Raw genomic sequence first — 19,708 nt, 5'->3', positions numbered from 1 at the left:
GTCAGTGGTGGGTGCCACAGTGGGGGAGTGAGCAACACCGTCGCAGGGCAGAGGGGGTGAGGTCCGGCTGTGTCCGGTACCGGTATCGGTGAGTCGATGGGCGCGCTGGGCGCGCGCTCACGAGCTCTCGCCGTGCTGCGCATCCGCAGTAGGGCACTGGCCGTGGCACTGCTGCCCGCGGCCGTCGCCGTGGTGCTGCTCGCGGGCGGTGCGACGGGACATATGGCCGGCGGGAGTTGGGATGCGGCGCGCTGGGCCGTGACGGTCTGCGCGGTCGTCGTCCTGCTGCTCGCCGCGGCCGTCTCCGCCGTGATCGTACGAGCCAGTCCGGCGCTCAGCCCGACCGTGGAGCTCGCGGAGCGGGCGGCCCCCGATCTGTACCGGCTGGTGCGGGATCTGGCGGAGCGGCTCGAGGTGCCCGCGCCCTCCGCGCTGGCCCTCACCCCCGACTGCGACAGCTGGCTCGAGGACCGTACGCACCCTGCGCATGCGATACGGGGCGGGCGCCGACGCCGGACGGCCGACGCGCCCGTGCTGGTGATCGGCTCGCCCTTCCTGTGGTGGATGCGGGTGGCGGAGCTGCGGGCGGTGCTCGCGCCGGTCGTCGCCGGGACCGGCCCCTCCGCCCACCCCGACATAGCCGCGGCGCGCCGTTTCGTGCGGGGCCTGGATGCCGCGGTCGCCGACGCCGCCCGCCCCGGGCACGGCTTCATACGCACGCTGGCGTTCGGCTTCGTCGGCCAGGTCACGCGGGTGCTGCTGCGCAGCTGCCAGGTCCATGCCGCCGAGATGGAGCGGGGCGTCGCGGCCGCCGCCTCGGAGCGTGCACAGGCTGTGGATTACGGTCTGCGGATCGTCGCCCAGGAGCAGGTGGGCCTCGCCTACGCCGGCTGGGACCGGCTGCTGACCCGGGTGGCACTGCCCGCCTGGCGCATGGGCCGCTGGCCCTCCCGGCTCGACGCGGGCGTCGTCTCCGCCCTGACCGAGCTCTCCCGCCGCGACCGCCTCGCCGAGGGCTTCACCTCCCGGCTGGGCGAGCGCCCCGCCTGCGATCTCCTCGAGGAGCCGGGCGCGGTCGACGAGGCCGCGTCGCTGCTGGCCGCCCGCCTCTTCCACGGCGGCCCGGCCGATGCGGGCCCCGACTGGTCCCCGGTGGACTGGCAGCAGTATCCGGAAGAGGTCGTCGACCGTAAGTGGCGTACGGAAGCGGCCCGTCTCCACCGGGTCCTGGACGGCATGGGCGTACCTCCGTCGACCAGCCCCGAGGGTCCGACTCTCGCGCGGGTGATGGACCATCTCTCCGCCCGCGGTGTCCTCGGGACGGTTCCGGTCGATGCGAGCGAGGCCCTGGCGGCCGGGATCAGCGCGGAGGTCGCCCGCGAGGAGGCGGCCCGCGAGGCCGCAGCGACCCCCTCCGCCGCGTCACCGGCGGCCCTGGCGGCTCCGACGGACGGCACCGGCGACGTCCTGGCGCTGGGGGGCACGGACCCGCTGCCGCTGTTCCCGCTGCAGCCGCCTCGCACCGGCCGCGAGCTGCTCGCCGACCATGTCACCGCGATGGTCTGCTGCACCGCCGTCGACACCGCGGGCGCGGCCCCCGGCCTCGACTGGCTCGACGGCCCGGCCCTCCTGATCGACGGTGAACGCCGGGGGGACCTGGGCAGCCCGGTCCTGAGCCTGGTCGAGGACGGCAACGCGACCCCGCTGCGCGCCTGGCTGCGCTCCCTGGGCGTCCGCCCGGAGAAGCCCGTCCGCCTGGTGTAGAGCCGGGTCCGCCGCCGGGCGCCCCTCCGGCGGTGCGGACGGGGAACTGCTGCCGGTGCCGGGGCGGCGGATGCCCCGCCCGTGCGGAGTCCAACGTTCCATTCACGTCAATTCGCGACGAACGGTGACGGAGTGCGTGCGTTATGTGATGTGCTGGAGACCGGCGCTGAACAATCGGCGCATCACAGCGGTCCCGGGGACACCGAGGGAGGGCGCAGCATGGGGGCGGAGCAGATCCGGCGATGGGAATCGGGCGCTCTCGCCCACGCGGTCACGGACCCCTTCGGGCAGGGCCCGCTCCCCTGGCTGCGCGGCGGCGAGCACTACTTCGGCGACACCGGCCAGGTCGTCCCCTGGTACGCCGACCCCAACCTGGCCCGGGGCGGCTCCGGCGGACCCCGTACCGCCGACGACGTACGCCGCCAGATCAAGGGCTTCGCGTCCACCGGCGCGGCGGCGCCCGGCGAGTCGATCGACTTCCACATCACCGTGGACCCGCCGCAGCAGTTCTCCGTCGACATCTACCGCATCGGGCACTACGCCGGCGACGGAGCGGCCAAGATCACCACCAGCCCCCGCCTCTCCGGCATCGTCCAGCCGTCCCCGCTCACCGCCGACCGCACCGTCTCCTGCCACCACTGGTGGCTCTCCTGGCGGCTGCAGATCCCCTCCTACTGGTCGATCGGCGCGTATGTCGCCGTGCTCACCACCGGTGACGGCTACCGCTCCCACATCCCCTTCACGGTCCGCGACGACCAGCCCGCCGACCTCCTGCTGCTCCTGCCCGACATCACCTGGCAGGCGTACAACCTCTACCCGGAGGACGGCCGCACCGGCGCCAGCCTCTACCACGCGTGGGACGAAGCCGGCCGGCTCCTGGGCGAGGAGGACGCCGCCATCACGGTCTCCTTCGACCGTCCGTACGCGGGCGCGGGCCTGCCCCTCCATGTCGGCCATGCCTACGACTTCATCCGCTGGGCCGAGCGGTACGGCTACGACGTCGCCTACGCCGACACCCGAGACCTCCACGCCGGCCGCGTCGACCCCACCCGCTACCGCGGACTGGTCTTCCCCGGCCACGACGAGTACTGGTCGGCCCCCATGCGCCGCACCGTCGAGCGCGCCCGCGACCACGGCACCTCACTCGTCTTCCTCTCCGCCAACACCATGTACTGGCAGGTCGAGCTCGGCCCGTCCGCCTCCGGCGTACCCGACCGCCTCCTCACCTGCCGCAAGCGCCGCGGCCCCGGGAAGCCCGCGCTGTGGCGCGAGATCGACCGGGCCGAGCAGCAGTTGCTGGGCATTCAGTACGCGGGACGGGTCCCGGAGCCGCACCCCCTGGTCGTACGGAACGCGGACCACTGGCTCTGGGAGGCGGCCGGCGCAGGCGACGGCGACGAGATCCCCGGGCTGGTCGCGGGCGAGGCCGACCGCTACTTCCCGCGCACCGCGCTCCCCGAGCACCAGGGCCGGATCCTGCTCGCCCACTCGCCCTACCAGGACGGCGACGGCGTCACCCGCCACCAGGAGACCTCGCTCTACCGCGCCCCCTCCGGCGCCCTGGTCTTCGCCTCCGGCACCTTCGCCTGGTCCCCGGCGCTGGACCGGCCCGGCCATATCGACACCCGAGTACAGCGCGCGACCGCCAATCTCCTCGACCGCATCTGCAAGCGGGACTAGAGGCTTCGAGAACGGCGAGAACGGCGAAGAGGCTCCGGGCCCCCCTGGCCGGGCCCGCCCTCCCGGCATACGGGAGAATCGGACCCGTTGGACATAACCACGGGGAGGAACCGTGTCCGGATTCGTCGAAAAGCCCGAGCCGCTTCAGGTGCCGGGCCTGGTACATCTGCACACCGGCAAGGTGCGCGACCTGTACGAGAACGAGGCGGGCGACCTCGTGATGGTCGCCAGCGACCGTATCTCCGCCTACGACTGGGTGCTGCCCACCGAGATCCCCGACAAGGGACGGGTCCTCACCCAGCTCTCGCTCTGGTGGTTCGAGCGCCTCCAGGACCTCGTCCCGAACCACGTCATCTCCACCGAGGTGCCCGCGGGCGCCCCCGCGGACTGGGCGGGCCGCACCCTCGTCTGCAAGTCCCTCCGGATGGTCCCCGTCGAGTGCGTCGCCCGCGGCTATCTCACCGGCTCGGGCCTGGCGGAGTACAACGAGTCCCGTACGGTCTGCGGCCTCGCACTGCCCGAGGGCCTCAGCGACGGCTCCGAGCTCCCCGCCCCGATCTTCACGCCCGCCACCAAGGCGGCCGTCGGTGATCACGACGAGAATGTCAGCTACGAGGAAGTGGCCCGCCAGGTCGGCGCGGAGACCGCCGCCCAGCTGCGCCAGACGACCCTCGCCGTGTACGGCAGGGCTCGCGGCATCGCCCGCGACCGCGGCATCGTCCTCGCCGACACAAAGTTCGAGTTCGGCTTCGAGGGCGACCGGTTGATCATCGCCGACGAGGTGCTGACGCCGGACTCGTCGCGCTTCTGGCCGGCCGCGACCTGGGAGCCGGGCCGCGCCCAGCCGTCGTACGACAAGCAGTACGTCCGTGACTGGCTGACCTCGCCCGCCTCCGGCTGGGACCGCAAGTGCGAGCAGCCGCCGCCCGCCCTCCCGCAGGAGATCACCGACGCGACCCGGGCCAAGTACCTGGAGGCGTACGAGCTCCTCACCGGGAACACCTGGTCATAGAGCACGAAGAAGGCCCCGGTCGCGATGACCGGGGCCTTCTTGCACTGAGCGGACGACCAGGTTCGAACTGGCGACCTCAACCTTGGCAAGGTTGCGCTCTACCAACTGAGCTACGTCCGCATGCGCCGTGGCGCGGAGACCACTATACCCAACCTCGCTCCCGTGCGAGCCGTACTGCCGTATGGCGATTCTCGGCCCCGAGCTTGGAGGCGGCCGAGGAGAGGTAATTCCGTACCGTCCCCTGGGACAGCGACGCCCGCTCCGCGATCTCCGCGACCGGCGCCCCGTCCGCCGCCAGCTCCAGCACCTCCGCCTCCCGGGCGGTCAGCGGAGAGTCCCCTGCCGAGATCGCGTCGGCCGCCAACTCCGGGTCCACATAACGGTTTCCGGCGTGCACCGTGCGGATGATCTCGGCCAGCCGCTGGGCGCTGACCGTCTTCGGTACAAAGCCCCGCACGCCCGCCACCAGCGCCCGTTTGAGATGGCCGGGCAGCCCGTGGCTCGTCACGATCATCGTCTTGCACCCGGGCAGTTCCGCTCTCAGAGATGTGGCCACCCTCACACCGTCCGCGCCGGGCATCTGAAGATCCAGCACCGCCACGTCCGGCCGGTGCGCCCGCGCCATGGCGAGCGCCTCGGGCCCTGTCGCGGCCTCGGCGACCACCACGAGATCGTCCTCGAGCCCGAGCAGCGCCGCCAGCGCGCCCCGGATCAGATGCTCGTCATCGGCGAGCAGTACCCGTACGGGCATGGTCATCGTGCCTCCTGCGGGAGGGGGATCTTCGCGGTCAGCCGGAACAGGCCCTTGTCGGTACGGCCGGCGCCCAGTGTGCCGTCGAGCGCGGCCAGCCGCTCACGCAGTCCCGCGAGCCCCGAACCGGGGGTGCCGGGCGCATCCGCCACCCCGCGCACCCCATCCATCCCATCCGCCGCATCCACCCTGGCCATCCCATCCGCCCCGGTCGCCCCGTCGTCGAGTCCGTCGTCGAGTCCGTCGTTCTCGACGACGAGTGCCACGCGTCCCCCCAGTGCCGCCAGGGAGATGGTGCAGCGCCGGGCGTCCCCGTGCCGCAGCACATTGGTCGTCGCTTCCCGTACGACCCATCCCAGCGCCGACTGGACCGCCTCCGGCAGCTCCCTGCCGTCCCCCTCGATCCGGCAGTCGATGCCCGCCGCCTTCAACACGCTCTGTGCGCCTTCCAGTTCCACCCCGAGCGACGCCTCCCGGTATCCGCGTACCACTTCCCGCAGCTCCTTCTGCGCCTCCCGGGCGATCCGCTGGACCTCCACCATCTGCGCCACCGCCTCGGGCCTCCCGCGCTGGGCCAGCTGCACGGCCAGCTCGCTCTTCAACGCGATCACCGCGAGATTCCGCCCGAGTACGTCGTGCATGTCCCGGCCGAAGCGCAGCCGTTCCTCCGCGACCGCCAGCCGCGCCTGTACGTCCCTGGCCTCCTCCGCCTGCCACATCACCTGCAGACTCCAGGCCCCGGGCCGTACGGTCACCACCGTCAGGAAGCAGCTGAGCAGCAGCATCGGAAGCAGCGCGGCCAGCGCGCCGCCGCGCACTCCGACGGCCGCGAAGACCCCGAAGTGCAGCGCGGCGAACACCACGTACTGCAGCAGGAAGGTCCGGACCGGTACGAGCAGGGAGTACGGAATCGTCAAGGCCAGCGGAATGTCCATCATGAGGAACGCGACCCCGCCGTCCTCGATGCCGTTCACCGCCACCAGTGCCGCCACCAGTGCCACCGCCACGCCCAGCAGCACCAGCGGCGCCACCAGCCGCACACGCGGGAAGACCGATGTGCCGAGATAGTGGTCGAACGCCGGGCCGATGGAGCGGTTGCTGACCACGCACTGCGCGATGTTCACCGCCAACAGCGCCGCGCCGAGGGCCAGGTGCAGCGGCTCGTCCCGGAGGCCTGAGAGGAGCGGGAGTGCGCTCCAGGTCGCCATCAGGAACCAGACCAGGACGCACAGGGTGGCGCGCGAGTAGAGGTCAATCTTCTGCAGCCTGCTGCGCGCCTGCCACCGATCGCGCCAGCGGCGCACCCGTCCGACCACCATCTCCCCGCCCCCGTCTGCCGTCCTGAGTCTCTGCTCCGTCAGCGTCGCGGCTCCCAGCGGAACCACTTGCGCACAGCAAACACGGCGACGATGGTCCAGGCCACCACGACCGCAGCCTGACCGAGGGTCTCGGCCCCGCTCGCCCCGCCCGTCCAGCCGCTCCTGATCAGGCCGATCACCGGGGTCAGCGGCAGCAGTTCACAGGCCGACGCGAGCTTGTCCGGCATCACATCCAGCGGGACGACCATGCCCGAACCCGCCATCGACAGCAGCAGCATGGGCAGCACCGCGATCTGGGCGCCCTCGGCGGACTTGGTCGTCGCCGCGGTCGCCGCCGCCAGCGCGCAGATCATCGCCAACCCCAGCACCAGGCCGGCCAGGGCGAGCCACACCGCTTGGGGAGCGGGGACGTCCATCACGACCGTGCAGCCGACCGCGAGCGCGACGCACTGCACCAGGCCGAGCACCACCGACGGGATCGAGGCACCGGCCAGGATCTCCCGGTCGCGCAGCTCGCCGGTGCGCAGCCGCTTCAGTACGAGCTCCTCGCGCCGTACGACGAACACGCCGACCAGCGTCGAGTAGACGGTGAAGAGGAGCGAGAAGCCGAGCGCACCGGGCAGCAGCACGGTTCCCATCGTCAGCCCGGTGTCCTCCAGTTCCATGCCGTCGACCGCCGAGGACATGGACAGGGTGAGCATCGCGGGCAGGACCAGTGCCGTGAGAAGAGTGGCCTTGTTGCGCCCCAGCAGCGTCAGTTCGGCGCGGGCGAGCGCGGCCATCCGGGTCCCGGCGCTCTTCACCGGCCGCGCGGATGCCGCGGCACCGGCGCCCTCCGTGCCGAGAGTGGCCGGCGCCGTGTCCGTGGTGCTCATCGGGTGGTCTCCTGTTCCCGGGCGATGTGCAGAAAGGCCTCTTCCAGCGAGGCGGAGCGGACATCGAGCCCGCGCAGTTCGACCTGGTTCTCCTGGGCCCACAACAGCAGCCCGGTGGCGGCACGCTGGAGTTCGGAGGTCCGCAGTCGTACGGTCCGCCCTGCCGTTTCGTGGCTGTTGATCCCGAGCGGCGCGAGCGGCGGCAGATCGCCGACGAGGTAGCCGTCGGGCAGCTCGAAGGAGATGTGCGAGGGCTGCGCGGCGACGACCTCGTCGACCCGGCCGCGGGCCGCGATCCGCCCGTTGTGCAGGATCGCGAGCCGGTCGGCCAGCTCCTCGGCCTCCTCCAGATAGTGCGTGGTCAGCAGCACGGTCGTGCCGCTGTCGCGCAGTGTCCGCACCAACTCCCAGGTCTCGCGCCGCCCTTCGGCGTCCAGTCCGGTCGTCGGCTCGTCAAGGAAGAGCACTTCGGGCCGGGAGAGCAGCGCCATGGCCAGGTCCAGCCGGCGCCTCTCGCCCCCGGACAGCTGCTTCACCCGCACGTTCGCGCGCCGCGGAAGCCCCACCATGTCCAGGGCCTCGTCGACCGGCCGTGCGCCACTGGTGCAGCCCGCCCACATCCGTACGGTCTCGGCGACCGTCAGCTCGGAGGAGAACCCGGCCTCCTGGAGCATCACCCCGGTACGGGGCCGTACGGCGGCGCGCTCGGTGTACGGATCGTGGCCGAGTACCCGTACGGTGCCGGCGGTCGGGCGGGCGAGTCCCTCCAGCAGTTCCACTGTGGAGGTCTTGCCCGCGCCGTTCGTACCGAGCAGCGCGAAGAGTTCGCCGCGCGCCACCGAGAACGAGATCCCGGATACGGCCTCGAAGCCCCCGGCGTAGGTACGCCGCAGCTCCTCGACCTCGATCACATCTGCCATGCCTTCAGCCATGACTCCAGCCTTCCGCCGTCGCGGGGCGGGCAGCAGTGCGTGCTGTCACCACTGCTCATGACAAATGTCATCGGAGGGAAAGGCCGGGGATCAGCCGGTCGCACGGGGGCGTGCGCATACGAAGAAGGCCCTGGTCGATTCGACCAGGGCCTTCGTTCTCTGAGCGGACGACGAGATTCGAACTCGCGACCCTCACCTTGGCAAGGTGATGCTCTACCAACTGAGCCACGTCCGCATTGCTGCCGCTCAGCTCTCACTGAACGGTGCGACCACCACTCTACCTGATCCACTTCAGTGGATCGGTAAAGCGATGCAGAGCGGGTGACAGGAATTGCACACTGCGCCTTCCCCCTGGAAGGGGGATGTTCTACTACTGAACTACACCCGCACGCTGCGTGAGGTGGGGCCTTGCGGCCTCGCCCCTCGGCGTGTTCCAGACTTTAGCCGATCAGCAGGGGTGCAGCGCAACTCGGTGCGGCGCGCGACCTCAACTCGCCTCGCGGAAGGCCTCGTAGACCCGCTTGGGGATCCGGCCGCGGGCCGGCACCTCCATCTTGTTGGACTGCGCCCAGGCCCGTACGGCGGCCGGAGCGGGCGCCAGGGCGGTGTGCCGGTACGAGATGCGGGACTTGTCATGCTTGCTGGCGTTTGTCTGCTTTCGCCCGGCCGCCATGTACGGGGCCAGGGCCTTGCGCAGTTTCTTTGCATTGGAGGGATTGAGGTCGATCTCGTACGACTTCCCGTCCAGGGCGAAGGCGACCGTTTCCGCCGCTTCTCCGCCGTCGATGTCGTCGGAGAGCGTGACCACTACTCGCTGAGCCACGGATATCGGTCCTTTCCTGCGGTATCACCGGTTCTGGCATGCGGGGATACCGGCTTTCCGGCTGTTGAGGGGCAATGCTGCTTTCCTCTGTATTCCTTTGTACAGCGGTCGGTGGCGCAGTGGGAAGCCCAGCCAATTACATGCGCGTGTCCCGCGGCAATGGTGGGATGGATTTTTCCCTGAATTTTCCCCGAGTGTTCTCTTGATATCTACCCGCGTAGATTTTTCGGGCGGGTACGCTGAGGGAACCGCCCTCGCAACACACCACCGGGAGTGCCCGTGGCACGCGTCGTAGTTGACGTCATGCTCAAGCCCGAGATCCTCGACCCCCAGGGACAAGCGGTGCAGCGCGCACTGCCCCGTCTCGGATTCGATGGAATCGCGGACGTACGTCAGGGAAAGCGCTTCGAACTGGAGGTGGAGGGGCCGGTCGATGACGCCGCCCTCGCCCGCATCCATGAGATGGCCGAAACGTTCCTCGCCAACACCGTCATCGAGGACTTCGTCGTAAAGGTGGAGTCGTGACCGCTCGTATCGGAGTCGTCACCTTCCCCGGGACGCTGGATGACAAGGACAGCCTTCGGGCTGTCCGGCTGGCGGGCGCCGAGCCCGTTTCGCTCTGGCACCGCGACAAGGACCTGAAGCAGGTCGATGCTGTCGTGCTGGCCGGAGGTTTCTCCTACGGCGACTACCTGCGGGCCGGAGCGATCGCCCGGTTCTCGCCCGTGATGGAAACGATCATCGAGCAGGCCAAGGCCGGTCTGCCGGTCCTCGGTATCTGCAACGGCTTCCAGATCCTCACCGAGTCGCACCTGCTGCCGGGCGCGATGCTCCAGAACAACCACCTCCACTTCATCTGCCGTGAGCAGAAGCTGCGGGTGGAGACGAGCGGGACGGCCTGGACGGCGGACTACACCGCCGGTCAGGAGATCAGGATTCCCCTCAAGAACATGGACGGGCGGTACGTCGCCGACGAGCGCACGCTCGACGAGCTCGAGGCCGAGGGCCGTGTCGCCTTCCGGTATCTCGACTTCAATCCGAACGGCTCGCTCCGTGACATCGCGGGCATCACCAATGCCGCGGGCAATGTGGTGGGTCTGATGCCGCACCCCGAGCACGCCGTGGAGCCGCTGATCGGTACGGGCCGTACCGACGGTCTCGGATTCTTCACCTCGATCCTGAAGAAGCTGGTCAACGCATGACTCTCGACACCGTCAAGCACGCCACCGAGACCCCCGGGGCCGAGCAGCCCTGGAAGGAGCTCGGCCTCAAGCAGGACGAGTACGACCGGATCCGGGTGATCCTGGGCCGCCGTCCGACTGGTGCCGAGCTCGCGATGTACTCGGTGATGTGGTCGGAGCACTGCTCGTACAAGAGCAGCAAGGTGCATCTGAAGCAGTTCGGCGAAAAGGTCCCCGCCAACGACGCGATGCTCGTCGGGATCGGCGAGAACGCCGGTGTGGTGGACGTGGGCCAGGGTTACGCGGTGACCTTCAAGGTCGAGTCGCACAACCACCCCAGCTACATCGAGCCCTACCAGGGTGCGGCCACCGGCGTCGGCGGCATCGTCCGCGACATCCTCGCCATGGGTGCCCGCCCGGTCGCCGTCGTCGACCCCCTGCGCTTCGGTGCGGCCGACCACCCCGACACCAAGCGCGTCCTGCCGGGCGTGGTGGCGGGCATCGGCGGCTACGGCAACTGCCTCGGTCTGCCCAACATCGGCGGCGAAGTCGTCTTCGACGCGTGCTACCAGGGCAACCCGCTGGTCAACGCCGGATGCATCGGTGTGATGAAGCACGAGGACATCCACCTCGCGCAGGCGTCCGGCCCGGGCAACAAGGTCATCCTCTACGGCGCCCGCACGGGCGGCGACGGCATCGGCGGCGTCTCGGTCCTCGCGTCCGAGACCTTCGACTCGACGGGTCCCGCCAAGCGTCCGGCCGTCCAGGTCGGTGACCCGTTCCAGGAGAAGCTCCTCATCGAGTGCACCCTGGAGATCTTCCAGGAGAAGCTGGTCGCCGGTATCCAGGACCTCGGCGGCGCGGGCCTGTCGTGCGCCACGAGCGAGCTGGCGTCCGCCGGCTCCGGCGGTATGCGGGTCGAGCTGGACACGGTGCCGCTGCGCGATGCGACGCTCTCGCCCGAGGAGATCCTCATGAGCGAGTCGCAGGAGCGGATGTGCGCGATCGTCGAGCCGGGCAACGTCGAGCGGTTCATGGAGATCTGCGAGAAGTGGGACGTCATCGCCACCGTCATCGGTGAGGTCACCGAGGGCGAGCGGCTGGAGATCTTCTGGCACGGCGAGCAGATCGTGGACGTACCGCCGCGGTCGGTGGCGCACGAGGGGCCGACGTACCACCGGCCCTACGCCCGCCCCGACTGGCAGGACACGCTCCAGGCCGACGACGCGAACAAGCTTCCCCGGCCGGCCGGCTCGGCCGAGCTGCGGGAGCAGGTGCTGAAGCTGGTCGCGTCGCCGAATCAGGCGTCGAAGGCGTGGATCACCGATCAGTACGACCGGTTCGTGCAGGGCAACACCATCCTGGCGATGCCGGAGGATGCGGGCATGGTCCGCATCGACGCGGAGACGAACCTGGGTGTGGCCATGGCCACCGACGGAAACGGCCGCTACACCAAGCTCGACCCGTACACCGGTGCGCAGCTGGCGCTCGCGGAGGCGTACCGCAATGTCGCCGCCTCCGGGGCCAGGCCGCTCGCGATCTCGGACTGCCTGAACTTCGGTTCGCCCGAGGACCCGGCCGTCATGTGGCAGTTCGCCGAGGTCACCCGTGGTCTCGCGGACGGCTGCCTGCAGCTGGGCACCCCGGTCACCGGCGGCAATGTCTCGCTCTACAACCAGACCGGTGACACCGCGATCCACCCCACCCCCGTGGTGGCGGTCCTCGGTGTGATCGACGACGTCACCCGCCGCACGCCGATCGCGTTCGCCGAGGAGGGCCAGCTCCTCTATCTGCTCGGTGACACGCGGGAGGAGTTCGGCGGCTCGGCCTGGTCCGAGGTCGTCCACGACCACCTCGGCGGGCTTCCGCCGGCGGTGGATCTGGACCGCGAGAAGCTGCTGGGCGAGATCCTGATCTCCGCCTCCCGCGACGGCATGATCGATGCCGCCCACGACCTGTCCGACGGCGGCCTGATCCAGGCAGTCGTCGAGTCCTGTCTGCGTGGCGGCACCGGCGCACGTCTGATCGTCCCCGAGGGGCTGGACGCCTTCACCTTCCTGCTGAGCGAGTCCGCCGGCCGTGCGGTCGTCGCCGTCCCCCGCAGCGAGGAGCTCCGCTTCAACGACATGTGCGGAGCGCGGGGTCTGCCCGTGACCCGTATCGGTGTCGTGGACGGTGACGAGGTCGAGGTCCAGGGCGAGTTCAGTATCCCGCTGACCGAGCTCCGCACTGCCCACGAGGAGACCATCCCCGGTCTGCTGGTCTGACGCACCACGACTGCGGACTGCCGACCACCGACAGCCGACAGAGCCCCTGCCCGCACCCGGGCAGGGGCTCTGTCGTTTTGGGGTTGCATGAGATTACGTAATTACGTAGGTTGGGAACATGGATCTGGAAGAGCGCGTCGCCGAGCTGGAACGCCGGCTCGCGGCGCTGGAGAGTGCGGGGACGGCCGAGGGCACCCCGAAGGCCCCGTCCGCCCCGCAGCTGGGTGACGGCAGGTTCTGGGCGCTCGAAGGCCTGAAGGAGCAGCTCGCCGAAGCCGAGGCGCCCGACGGGGGCGTCCTGTTCACCGGCGCCGTACGACTGCCGACACAGGAGCACTACGAGTGGCAGTACGGCGCGCTCACCGAAGGGCTCCTCGAAGCCGACTGGGCGGAGACCGCCGAGTCCTTCACCGCGCTCGGTCACGAGGTACGGCTGCGGCTGCTGCGCGAGATTCTCGGCGGCCGGCGCACGGCTGCCGAACTGACCGAGCTCGAAGGGCTCGGCACAACCGGCCAGATCTACCACCATCTGCGCCTGCTGACCGGCGCGGGCTGGCTCCACACGCCGAGCCGTGGCCGCTACGAGGTGCCCGGCACCCGGGTCGTGCCGCTGCTCGTGGTCCTGACCGCCGCCCGCCCGTAATCGCGGCATTCACGCTTTCGCGCAATCGAGAAGGGGGAACGACATGTCCGTCCGCAAACTGCTCATGATCCTCTACCGCTGCTGCATCGTGGCCTTCCTCGCTCTGGTCGTCGTCGCCACTCTCACCGAGATGGCCATGGCGTGGGTCTGGCTGCCGGCGGCGATCGTGGTCGCCATCGCGCTCGGCATGAGCCGCAAGGCCCGCGCGGAACAGGCACAGAGGCCGCCGACGGTCGAGGTGGACGCGCCGGTGACCGGCCGCTGGTCGGCGCTGAACAGCCCGGCGGACAAGGTCCCCAGCCATGGCACGCACGCCTACGGGCAGACGTACGCGATCGACATCGTGGCCGACCCGGAGGCGGAGGGCGGTGTCGAGAACGGTGCCGAGAAGGGCGTCGAGGGCGGGGCTGAGAAGGGTGCCGACAATGGTGCGCGTCCGCCTTTCCGGTGGCTGTGGCCGATAGTCCGGCGCAACAGCGACTTCCCGGCCTTCGGCGCCCCGCTGCTCTCGGTGGCCGACGCGACCGTCGTTCACGCGAGCGACAGCCAGCGCGACCACCTCAGCCGGAACTCCCTCCCGGCGCTGGTCTTCATGCTGCTCATCGAGGGGGCCGTACGGGAGATCAGCGGCGCCTCCCGCATCGTGGGCAACCACATCGTTCTCGACCTGGGCGACGGCACGTACGCCATGTACGCGCACGTCCAGCGCGGCTCGCTCGCCGTCCGCGAGGGCGACCGCGTCCTGGCCGGCCAGCAGCTCGCCCGCTGCGGGAACTCCGGCAACTCCAGCGAGCCGCATGTCCACTTCCAGCTGATGGACGGACCGGACTTGGATGCGGCGCGGGGGATCCCGTTCCGGTGGCGGGGCGTCGGCGTCCCGCGCAACGGCGAGGCGTTCACCGCCGGGGAGCAGGCGCTGCCCGCAGTCTGACGGCTTCGGCGGCTGCGCTCACGCCCGGCGGACCGGCGCAGGGACCGGCGGACCGGCGGACCCGCGTAGGGACGGTGAGCGCCCCGCCCGTTGTCGTACCCACCCTTTACTGTCGGTCTCATGCCACCGGCCAAGAAGCGCACCCGCAGTTACGACCCGGCCAAGATCCGCGCCGCCGTGCTCGCCCAGTTCGAGAACGTACGGCAGGCCGTGGGCACCCTCACGCCCGAGCAGCTCACCCTGCCCACCCGCCTCGGGGACTGGTCCGTGCGCGATCTGGCCGCGCATCTCGCCATGTCTGTCGGGGTCGTCAGCCGGAACCTCGCGCTCGTGGAGCCGGAGAAGCAGGAAGTCGCTCTGCTGGACTGGCCGTTCGCGACGGTCACCGTCGCCGGGCAGGTCGACGAGGACACCAGGGCGATCGCGGCGGGCGCGGAGACCGGCGAGCTGTACGCGCGAACGGCCGCCCGTATCCAGGAGTTGCTGCCCGGCGTTCCGGACGCCCGGCTGCTGCCTACCCGGTTCGGTGCCATGCGCCTCGGAGACTTCCTGGTCACCCGAACGGTAGAACTCATCGTCCACACCGACGACCTGAACGACGCGACCGGGCTCGGTATCCCGTACGACCGTCAGGCGCTCGCCGCCTGCACCCGGCTCCTTGCGGACGCCCTCGCGGTGAAGGCGCCCGGAGCCTCCACGGAGGTGCGGATCCCGCCGTTCGCCGTCGTCCAGTGCGTCGAGGGTCCGCGGCACACGCGCGGCACTCCGCCCAATGTCGTCGAGACGGACCCGCTGACCTGGATCCGGCTCGCCACCGGACGTACGGAGTGGAGCGAGGCCATCGAGGCGGCGAAGGTCAGCGCGAGCGGCGAGCGGGCGGATCTCTCGGCACTGCTGCCGATCCTCGGCTGACCTCTGCCGAGCCCCCTGCCCACGCCCCTGCCGAAGCCCCCTGCCCACGCCCCCGCCGAGCCCCCTGCCCACGCCCCCGCCGACGACAGGGGCCCGGCAGCGGCCCGGCAACAGGGCCGACAGCCATCCGGAGCAGCCAGGGAACCGGAGCCCCAGGTGCCCCGTCCCATCGGTATGCGTAACCAGCTGAGCATTCCTGTCACCGCCCTGGCCCTCCTCGCTCTTGCCGCCTGCGGCACGGAATCGGGTTCCGGATCAGGTGACGGCGGCGACGGAGGCGGGTCGGTCACGACCGACCTGCCCGTCACCGGCGTGCACTGGTCCGTGGACAGCGTGACCGTCGACGGCAGGAAGTCCGCGGCACCGGCCGGCGCGAACGTCGAGATCACCACCAAGGGCCGGGCCCAGGGCAACTACGGCTGCAACCACTTCGGAGCCGACGTCGACGTCAAGGGCGACACGATCACCGTGGGCCCGGGCGAGATGACCGAGATGGGCTGCGCCAAGAAGATCCAGGGCTTCGAGGACGCCCTGCGGGCCGCCTTCTCCGGCAAGCTCAAGGCCAGGCTCACCGACGGCAAACTCACCCTGACCACCGAGAAGGGCGATGCGATCGCTCTCACCGCCGAGCGCCCGTCCCCGCTGGTGGGCACCAAGTGGTCCGTGAACTCGCTGCTCTCGGACGAGACCGCGACCTCCCTGCCCGCCGGTACGGAGAAGAAGGCACATCTGACCTTCGGCAAGGACGGTGCGGTACGCGGCAACCTCGGCTGCAACAACTTCACCAGCACCGCGAAGGTCTCCGGCTCCAGCGTCACCTTCGGCCGCATCGCCAGCACCCGGAAGCTGTGCCCGGGCCCCGAGATGGACCTGGAGCGCGAAGTGCTCAAGGTCCTCAAGGGGACGGTGACGTACGAGCTGCAGCACCGCGGCCTGTCCCTCACCGCGGCGAACGGCAAGGGACTGGCGGCGATGGCGGCTCCCGCCGCGAAGTGACGCGGAGTGTCGCGGAGTGTCGCGAAGCGATGAGTGCCGCGAAGTGATCAGCGGGAGCACGGCAGCAGCCCGGCGTCCGTCGCCTCCCACGCGGCCCGCAGCGCGTCGAGCCGCCCCGGCTCGACGCCGGCCGTGTCCGCCTGCTCCCGCGCGTCCTCGGTAAGCCGGAGGCGCGGGGGTGGTTCGTACTGGATCGCGCTCGCGGCACGGACCGGATCGACGTGGCGGCGCTCCGCCAGCGTGACCGTGCGGTCACCAAGGGGCTGAGACGCTGCATGGGTCAGGACCTGTCGAGTCTCCGCGTACCTGTCAACGATCGTCCCGCAATGTGGACGGTCATGTGGACACTCGCCCACCCGGCGCGGCCGCGGTCAACGCCCCGCCGCCCACCTCGTATCCACCCCGCCACGGACCCTCCGTACACCCCGCCCTGTACGCGATTCCCGGCCTTCCGGCATCCCCAATTCGGACCAGTGGTCGATCTCGCCTACACTCGGTGCCGTGCCACGTGGTGACGGACGACTCAACCACGACCTGCTCCCCGGTGAGAAAGGCCCCCAGGACGCTTGCGGCGTCTTCGGTGTCTGGGCTCCGGGTGAAGAGGTCGCGAAGCTCACTTACTTCGGGCTCTACGCCCTCCAACATCGAGGCCAGGAATCCGCGGGAATCGCGGTGAGCAACGGCTCCCAGATCCTCGTCTTCAAGGACATGGGCCTGGTTTCCCAGGTCTTCGACGAGACTTCCCTCGGCTCCCTCCAAGGTCATATCGCGGTCGGTCACGCCCGCTACTCGACCACGGGTGCCTCCGTGTGGGAAAACGCGCAGCCGACCTTCCGGGCCACGGCCCACGGCTCGATCGCGCTCGGCCACAACGGGAACCTCGTCAACACCGCCGAGCTGGCCGAGATGGTCGCCGAGCTCCCCAAGGAAAACGGCCGGGCCACCCAGCTCGCCGCCACCAACGACACGGATCTGGTCACCGCGCTCCTCGCGGGCCAGACCGACGACGACGGCAAGCCGCTCACCGTGGAGGCCGCTGCCGCCAAGGTCCTCCCGGGTGTCCGGGGCGCCTTCTCCCTCGTCTTCATGGACGAGGGCACCCTGTACGCGGCGCGCGACCCGCAGGGCATCCGCCCGCTCGTCCTCGGCCGCCTCGAACGCGGCTGGGTCGTCGCGAGCGAGTCCGCCGCCCTGGACATCTGCGGCGCCAGCTACGTCCGGGAGATCGAGCCGGGCGAGCTCATCGCGATCGACGAGAACGGCCTCCGCACCTCCCGGTTCGCAGAAGCGAAGCCCAAGGGATGTGTCTTCGAGTACGTCTACCTGGCGCGCCCCGACACCGACATCGCCGGCCGGAACGTCTATCTCTCCCGTGTGGAGATGGGCCGCAAGCTCGCCAAAGAAGCCCCGGTCGACGCGGACCTGGTGATAGCGACGCCGGAGTCCGGCACCCCCGCCGCCATCGGTTACGCCGAGGCCAGCGGCATTCCGTACGGCTCCGGCCTGGTGAAGAACGCCTATGTGGGCCGTACCTTCATCCAGCCGTCCCAGACCATCCGCCAGCTGGGCATCCGCCTCAAGCTGAACCCCCTCAAGGAAGTCATCCGGGGCAAGCGCCTGGTGGTCGTGGACGACTCGATCGTCCGCGGCAACACCCAGCGCGCCCTGGTCAAGATGCTCCGCGAGGCCGGCGCCGCCGAGGTCCACATCCGGATCTCGTCCCCGCCGGTGAAGTGGCCCTGCTTCTTCGGCATCGACTTCGCGACCCGTGCCGAGCTGATCGCCAACGGCATGACCGTCGACGAGATCGCCACCTCGATGGGCGCGGACTCCCTCTCGTACATCTCCCTCGAGGGCATGATCGAGGCGACCACGATCGCCAAGCCCAATCTCTGCCGTGCGTGCTTCGACGGCGAGTACCCGATGGACCTTCCCGACCCCGAGCTGCTCGGCAAGCAGCTTCTGGAGACCGAGCTGGCGGGCGGCTCCGATGCCGCCGACGCGCTCCGTCGCCCGTAAGCCCCTGCAGTACGACACGAAAGTTCTCCAGCATGCCTGCTGAATCTTCTGAGCGTGCGCCGCACGCGGGCACCGGTGCCAGCTACGCAGCCGCGGGCGTCGACATCGAAGCGGGCGACCGCGCCGTCGAGCTCATGAAGGAGTGGGTGAAGAAGACGCAGCGCCCCGAGGTCCTCGGCGGCCTCGGCGGTTTCGCCGGCCTCTTCGACGCCTCCGCCCTCAAGCGTTACGAGCGCCCGCTGCTCGCCTCCGCCACCGACGGCGTCGGCACAAAGGTCGATCTCGCCCGCAGGATGGGTGTGTACGACACGATCGGCCACGACCTGGTCGGTATGGTCGTCGACGACCTGGTCGTCTGCGGTGCCGAGCCGCTGTTCATGACCGACTACATCTGTGTCGGCAAGGTCCACCCCGAGCGGGTCGCCGCGATCGTGAAGGGCATCGCCGAGGGCTGTGTCCTGGCCGGCTGCGCGCTGGTCGGCGGCGAGACCGCCGAGCACCCGGGCCTGCTGGGCGAGGACGACTTCGACGTCGCCGGCGCCGGTACGGGTGTGGTGGAGGCAGACCGGCTGCTGGGCGCGGATCGTATCCGTACGGGTGACCTGGTCATCGCGATGGCATCCTCCGGCCTTCACTCCAACGGGTACTCGCTGGTGCGGCATGTGGTCTTCGACCGCGCGGGCATGTCCCTGGACCAGGAGGTCGAGGAGTTCGGCCGGACCCTGGGCGAGGAGCTGCTGGAGCCCACGAAGATCTACTCGCTGGACTGTCTGGCGCTGACCCGGACGACCGAGGTGCATGCGTTCAGCCACATCACCGGCGGCGGTCTTGCCAACAACCTGGCCCGGGTGATCCCGGACGGTCTGCATGCGACGGTCGACCGTTCGACCTGGACGCCGGGCGCGGTCTTCGACCTCGTCGGCAAGGCCGGCCGGGTGGAGCGCCTGGAGCTGGAGAAGACCCTGAACATGGGTGTCGGCATGATGGCCGTCGTCCCCGGCGAGTCGGTCGACGCGGCACTGGCCACCCTGGCCGACCGGGGCGTTGACGCCTGGGTCGCCGGCGAGATCACCGAGCGGGGCGACCACACCACGGGCGCGACCCTGACCGGCGACTACGCAAGCTGAGGCCGAGCCCGCACGGGCAGCGCGAAACCCGGTCCGGGGCGTGGGCCTCGGACCGGGTCACGTGGAAATGCTTTTTGAGGTGTACGTACGTCAAGCGCCGCGGCGCTGCGACGACGGGCCGGACTCTTCGTCCTCGTCATCGTCGTCGTTGTACAGCTCCGCGTACTGTGCGTACGGGTCATCTTCCTCGTCGTCGTCCTCGAACGGCTCAGCGTTCGGTGGTTGACTCGAAGGCGATGCGCCCAGCTCATTGGCCAGACGCGAGAGGTCAGTCCCGCCGCTGTTGTACTTCAGCTGGCGGGCGACCTTCGTCTGCTTGGCCTTGGCCCGGCCGCGCCCCATGGCTCGACCCCCTCGGTGACGGGGCTCGACGGCCCCAGAGTCTTGACACGCGTTCATGATTCAGAACGGGCTCTCCGTGGAGAGACCGGTCCGTAGGGCTTCAACGGTACCTGCTTCCGCGGCCATACGGTACG

Annotated in this window: 18 protein-coding genes and 3 tRNA genes; 12 read left to right on the top strand and 9 right to left on the bottom strand. The window is 70.1% G+C overall.

Features of this window, described 5'->3' with window-relative positions:
• Positions 1 to 69 precede the first annotated feature (69 nt).
• The 3 genes from OG883_RS30750 to OG883_RS30740 all read left to right on the top strand — a co-directional run bounded on the left by OG883_RS30750 (position 70) and on the right by OG883_RS30740 (position 4,456).
• Entirely contained in the window at positions 70 to 1,764 is a 1,695-nt protein-coding gene (locus OG883_RS30750; RefSeq protein ID WP_266547554.1) for a hypothetical protein, read from the top strand.
• A gap of 219 nt (positions 1,765 to 1,983) precedes the next feature.
• On the top strand, positions 1,984 to 3,444 hold the full coding sequence (locus OG883_RS30745; protein WP_266547551.1) for a N,N-dimethylformamidase beta subunit family domain-containing protein: 1,461 nt from the start codon (positions 1,984 to 1,986) through the stop codon (positions 3,442 to 3,444).
• 112 nt (positions 3,445 to 3,556) lie between these two features.
• Entirely contained in the window at positions 3,557 to 4,456 is a 900-nt protein-coding gene (locus tag OG883_RS30740; RefSeq protein ID WP_266547548.1) for a phosphoribosylaminoimidazolesuccinocarboxamide synthase, read from the top strand.
• A gap of 47 nt (positions 4,457 to 4,503) precedes the next feature.
• Here the strand turns inward: OG883_RS30740 and OG883_RS30735 are convergent.
• From OG883_RS30735 to OG883_RS30700, 8 genes are all read right to left on the bottom strand, one after another.
• Positions 4,504 to 4,576 (bottom strand) — tRNA-Gly (locus tag OG883_RS30735).
• A gap of 22 nt (positions 4,577 to 4,598) precedes the next feature.
• A complete protein-coding gene (locus tag OG883_RS30730; protein ID WP_266547545.1) occupies positions 4,599 to 5,213 on the bottom strand; it encodes a response regulator transcription factor in 615 nt (204 codons plus the stop codon).
• A complete protein-coding gene (locus tag OG883_RS30725; RefSeq protein WP_323181009.1) occupies positions 5,210 to 6,592 on the bottom strand; it encodes a histidine kinase in 1,383 nt (460 codons plus the stop codon). Before OG883_RS30725 ends, OG883_RS30730 begins: the two co-directional genes overlap by 4 nt.
• Positions 6,565 to 7,401 (bottom strand): ABC transporter permease, encoded by an 837-nt coding sequence (locus OG883_RS30720; protein WP_266547542.1) that lies wholly within the window; start codon positions 7,399 to 7,401, stop codon positions 6,565 to 6,567. The genes OG883_RS30725 and OG883_RS30720 overlap by 28 nt, the downstream gene beginning before the upstream one ends.
• Positions 7,398 to 8,333 (bottom strand): ABC transporter ATP-binding protein, encoded by a 936-nt coding sequence (locus OG883_RS30715; protein ID WP_266547540.1) that lies wholly within the window; start codon positions 8,331 to 8,333, stop codon positions 7,398 to 7,400. Before OG883_RS30715 ends, OG883_RS30720 begins: the two co-directional genes overlap by 4 nt.
• Positions 8,334 to 8,495: 162 nt before the next feature.
• A tRNA-Gly gene (locus OG883_RS30710) sits at positions 8,496 to 8,568 on the bottom strand.
• 81 nt (positions 8,569 to 8,649) lie between these two features.
• Positions 8,650 to 8,721 (bottom strand) — tRNA-Gly (locus OG883_RS30705).
• A 99-nt stretch (positions 8,722 to 8,820) separates the two neighbouring features.
• Positions 8,821 to 9,156: an Lsr2 family protein gene (locus OG883_RS30700; protein WP_266547537.1), complete on the bottom strand. Its 336-nt coding sequence runs from the start codon at positions 9,154 to 9,156 to the stop codon at positions 8,821 to 8,823.
• Positions 9,157 to 9,435: 279 nt separating this feature from the next.
• Between OG883_RS30700 and purS the strand changes: the two genes are divergently transcribed.
• The 9 genes from purS (at position 9,436) to purM (ending at position 19,232) form a co-directional block, all read left to right on the top strand.
• Entirely contained in the window at positions 9,436 to 9,681 is a 246-nt protein-coding gene (gene purS / locus OG883_RS30695; protein WP_215092426.1) for a phosphoribosylformylglycinamidine synthase subunit PurS, read from the top strand.
• Entirely contained in the window at positions 9,678 to 10,358 is a 681-nt protein-coding gene (gene purQ, locus OG883_RS30690; protein ID WP_266547531.1) for a phosphoribosylformylglycinamidine synthase subunit PurQ, read from the top strand. The genes purS and purQ overlap by 4 nt, the downstream gene beginning before the upstream one ends.
• Positions 10,355 to 12,604 (top strand): phosphoribosylformylglycinamidine synthase subunit PurL, encoded by a 2,250-nt coding sequence (gene purL / locus OG883_RS30685; RefSeq protein WP_266547528.1) that lies wholly within the window; start codon positions 10,355 to 10,357, stop codon positions 12,602 to 12,604. The genes purQ and purL overlap by 4 nt, the downstream gene beginning before the upstream one ends.
• Positions 12,605 to 12,722: 118 nt before the next feature.
• Complete coding sequence (locus OG883_RS30680; protein ID WP_266547526.1) at positions 12,723 to 13,247, top strand: helix-turn-helix transcriptional regulator; 525 nt, start codon at positions 12,723 to 12,725, stop codon at positions 13,245 to 13,247.
• A 43-nt stretch (positions 13,248 to 13,290) separates the two neighbouring features.
• Complete coding sequence (locus tag OG883_RS30675; protein WP_266547523.1) at positions 13,291 to 14,178, top strand: M23 family metallopeptidase; 888 nt, start codon at positions 13,291 to 13,293, stop codon at positions 14,176 to 14,178.
• Between the two features lie 120 nt (positions 14,179 to 14,298).
• Positions 14,299 to 15,090, top strand: coding sequence for a maleylpyruvate isomerase family mycothiol-dependent enzyme (locus OG883_RS30670; RefSeq protein ID WP_266547520.1), 792 nt, complete (start codon positions 14,299 to 14,301; stop codon positions 15,088 to 15,090).
• Positions 15,091 to 15,264: 174 nt separating this feature from the next.
• The gene (locus tag OG883_RS30665) at positions 15,265 to 16,086 is read left to right on the top strand and encodes an META domain-containing protein (protein WP_266549602.1); all 822 of its coding nucleotides are present in this window, start codon (positions 15,265 to 15,267) and stop codon (positions 16,084 to 16,086) included.
• A gap of 501 nt (positions 16,087 to 16,587) precedes the next feature.
• On the top strand, positions 16,588 to 18,105 hold the full coding sequence (gene purF / locus OG883_RS30660) for an amidophosphoribosyltransferase (protein ID WP_266547517.1): 1,518 nt from the start codon (positions 16,588 to 16,590) through the stop codon (positions 18,103 to 18,105).
• Between the two features lie 32 nt (positions 18,106 to 18,137).
• Positions 18,138 to 19,232 carry a phosphoribosylformylglycinamidine cyclo-ligase gene (gene purM / locus OG883_RS30655; RefSeq protein WP_266547516.1) on the top strand — a complete coding sequence of 365 codons (1,095 nt, stop codon included), beginning with the start codon at positions 18,138 to 18,140 and terminating at the stop codon, positions 19,230 to 19,232.
• 90 nt (positions 19,233 to 19,322) lie between these two features.
• Here the strand turns inward: purM and OG883_RS30650 are convergent, their stop codons facing one another.
• Entirely contained in the window at positions 19,323 to 19,574 is a 252-nt protein-coding gene (locus tag OG883_RS30650) for a DUF3073 domain-containing protein (protein WP_266547513.1), read from the bottom strand.
• Positions 19,575 to 19,708 lie beyond the last annotated feature (134 nt).

This window comes from Streptomyces sp. NBC_01142, assembly GCF_026341125.1.
Taxonomy (GTDB): Bacteria; Actinomycetota; Actinomycetes; order Streptomycetales; family Streptomycetaceae; genus Streptomyces.
The sequence above is the reverse complement of the archived record's forward strand: the minus strand, read 5'-3'. Positions and strand labels throughout refer to the sequence as shown.

Coding starts and splice junctions, on each gene's coding strand:
- OG883_RS30670 (WP_266547520.1), top strand. CDS start 14,299: ATGCCACCGGCCAAGAAGCGCACCCGCAGTTACGACCCGGCCAAGATC.
- purL (WP_266547528.1), top strand. CDS start 10,355: ATGACTCTCGACACCGTCAAGCACGCCACCGAGACCCCCGGGGCCGAG.
- OG883_RS30675 (WP_266547523.1), top strand. CDS start 13,291: ATGTCCGTCCGCAAACTGCTCATGATCCTCTACCGCTGCTGCATCGTG.
- OG883_RS30730 (WP_266547545.1), bottom strand. CDS start 5,213: ATGACCATGCCCGTACGGGTACTGCTCGCCGATGACGAGCATCTGATC.
- OG883_RS30665 (WP_266549602.1), top strand. CDS start 15,265: ATGCGTAACCAGCTGAGCATTCCTGTCACCGCCCTGGCCCTCCTCGCT.
- OG883_RS30680 (WP_266547526.1), top strand. CDS start 12,723: ATGGATCTGGAAGAGCGCGTCGCCGAGCTGGAACGCCGGCTCGCGGCG.
- OG883_RS30715 (WP_266547540.1), bottom strand. CDS start 8,333: ATGGCTGAAGGCATGGCAGATGTGATCGAGGTCGAGGAGCTGCGGCGT.
- purM (WP_266547516.1), top strand. CDS start 18,138: ATGCCTGCTGAATCTTCTGAGCGTGCGCCGCACGCGGGCACCGGTGCC.
- OG883_RS30650 (WP_266547513.1), bottom strand. CDS start 19,574: ATGGGGCGCGGCCGGGCCAAGGCCAAGCAGACGAAGGTCGCCCGCCAG.
- OG883_RS30720 (WP_266547542.1), bottom strand. CDS start 7,401: ATGAGCACCACGGACACGGCGCCGGCCACTCTCGGCACGGAGGGCGCC.
- OG883_RS30745 (WP_266547551.1), top strand. CDS start 1,984: ATGGGGGCGGAGCAGATCCGGCGATGGGAATCGGGCGCTCTCGCCCAC.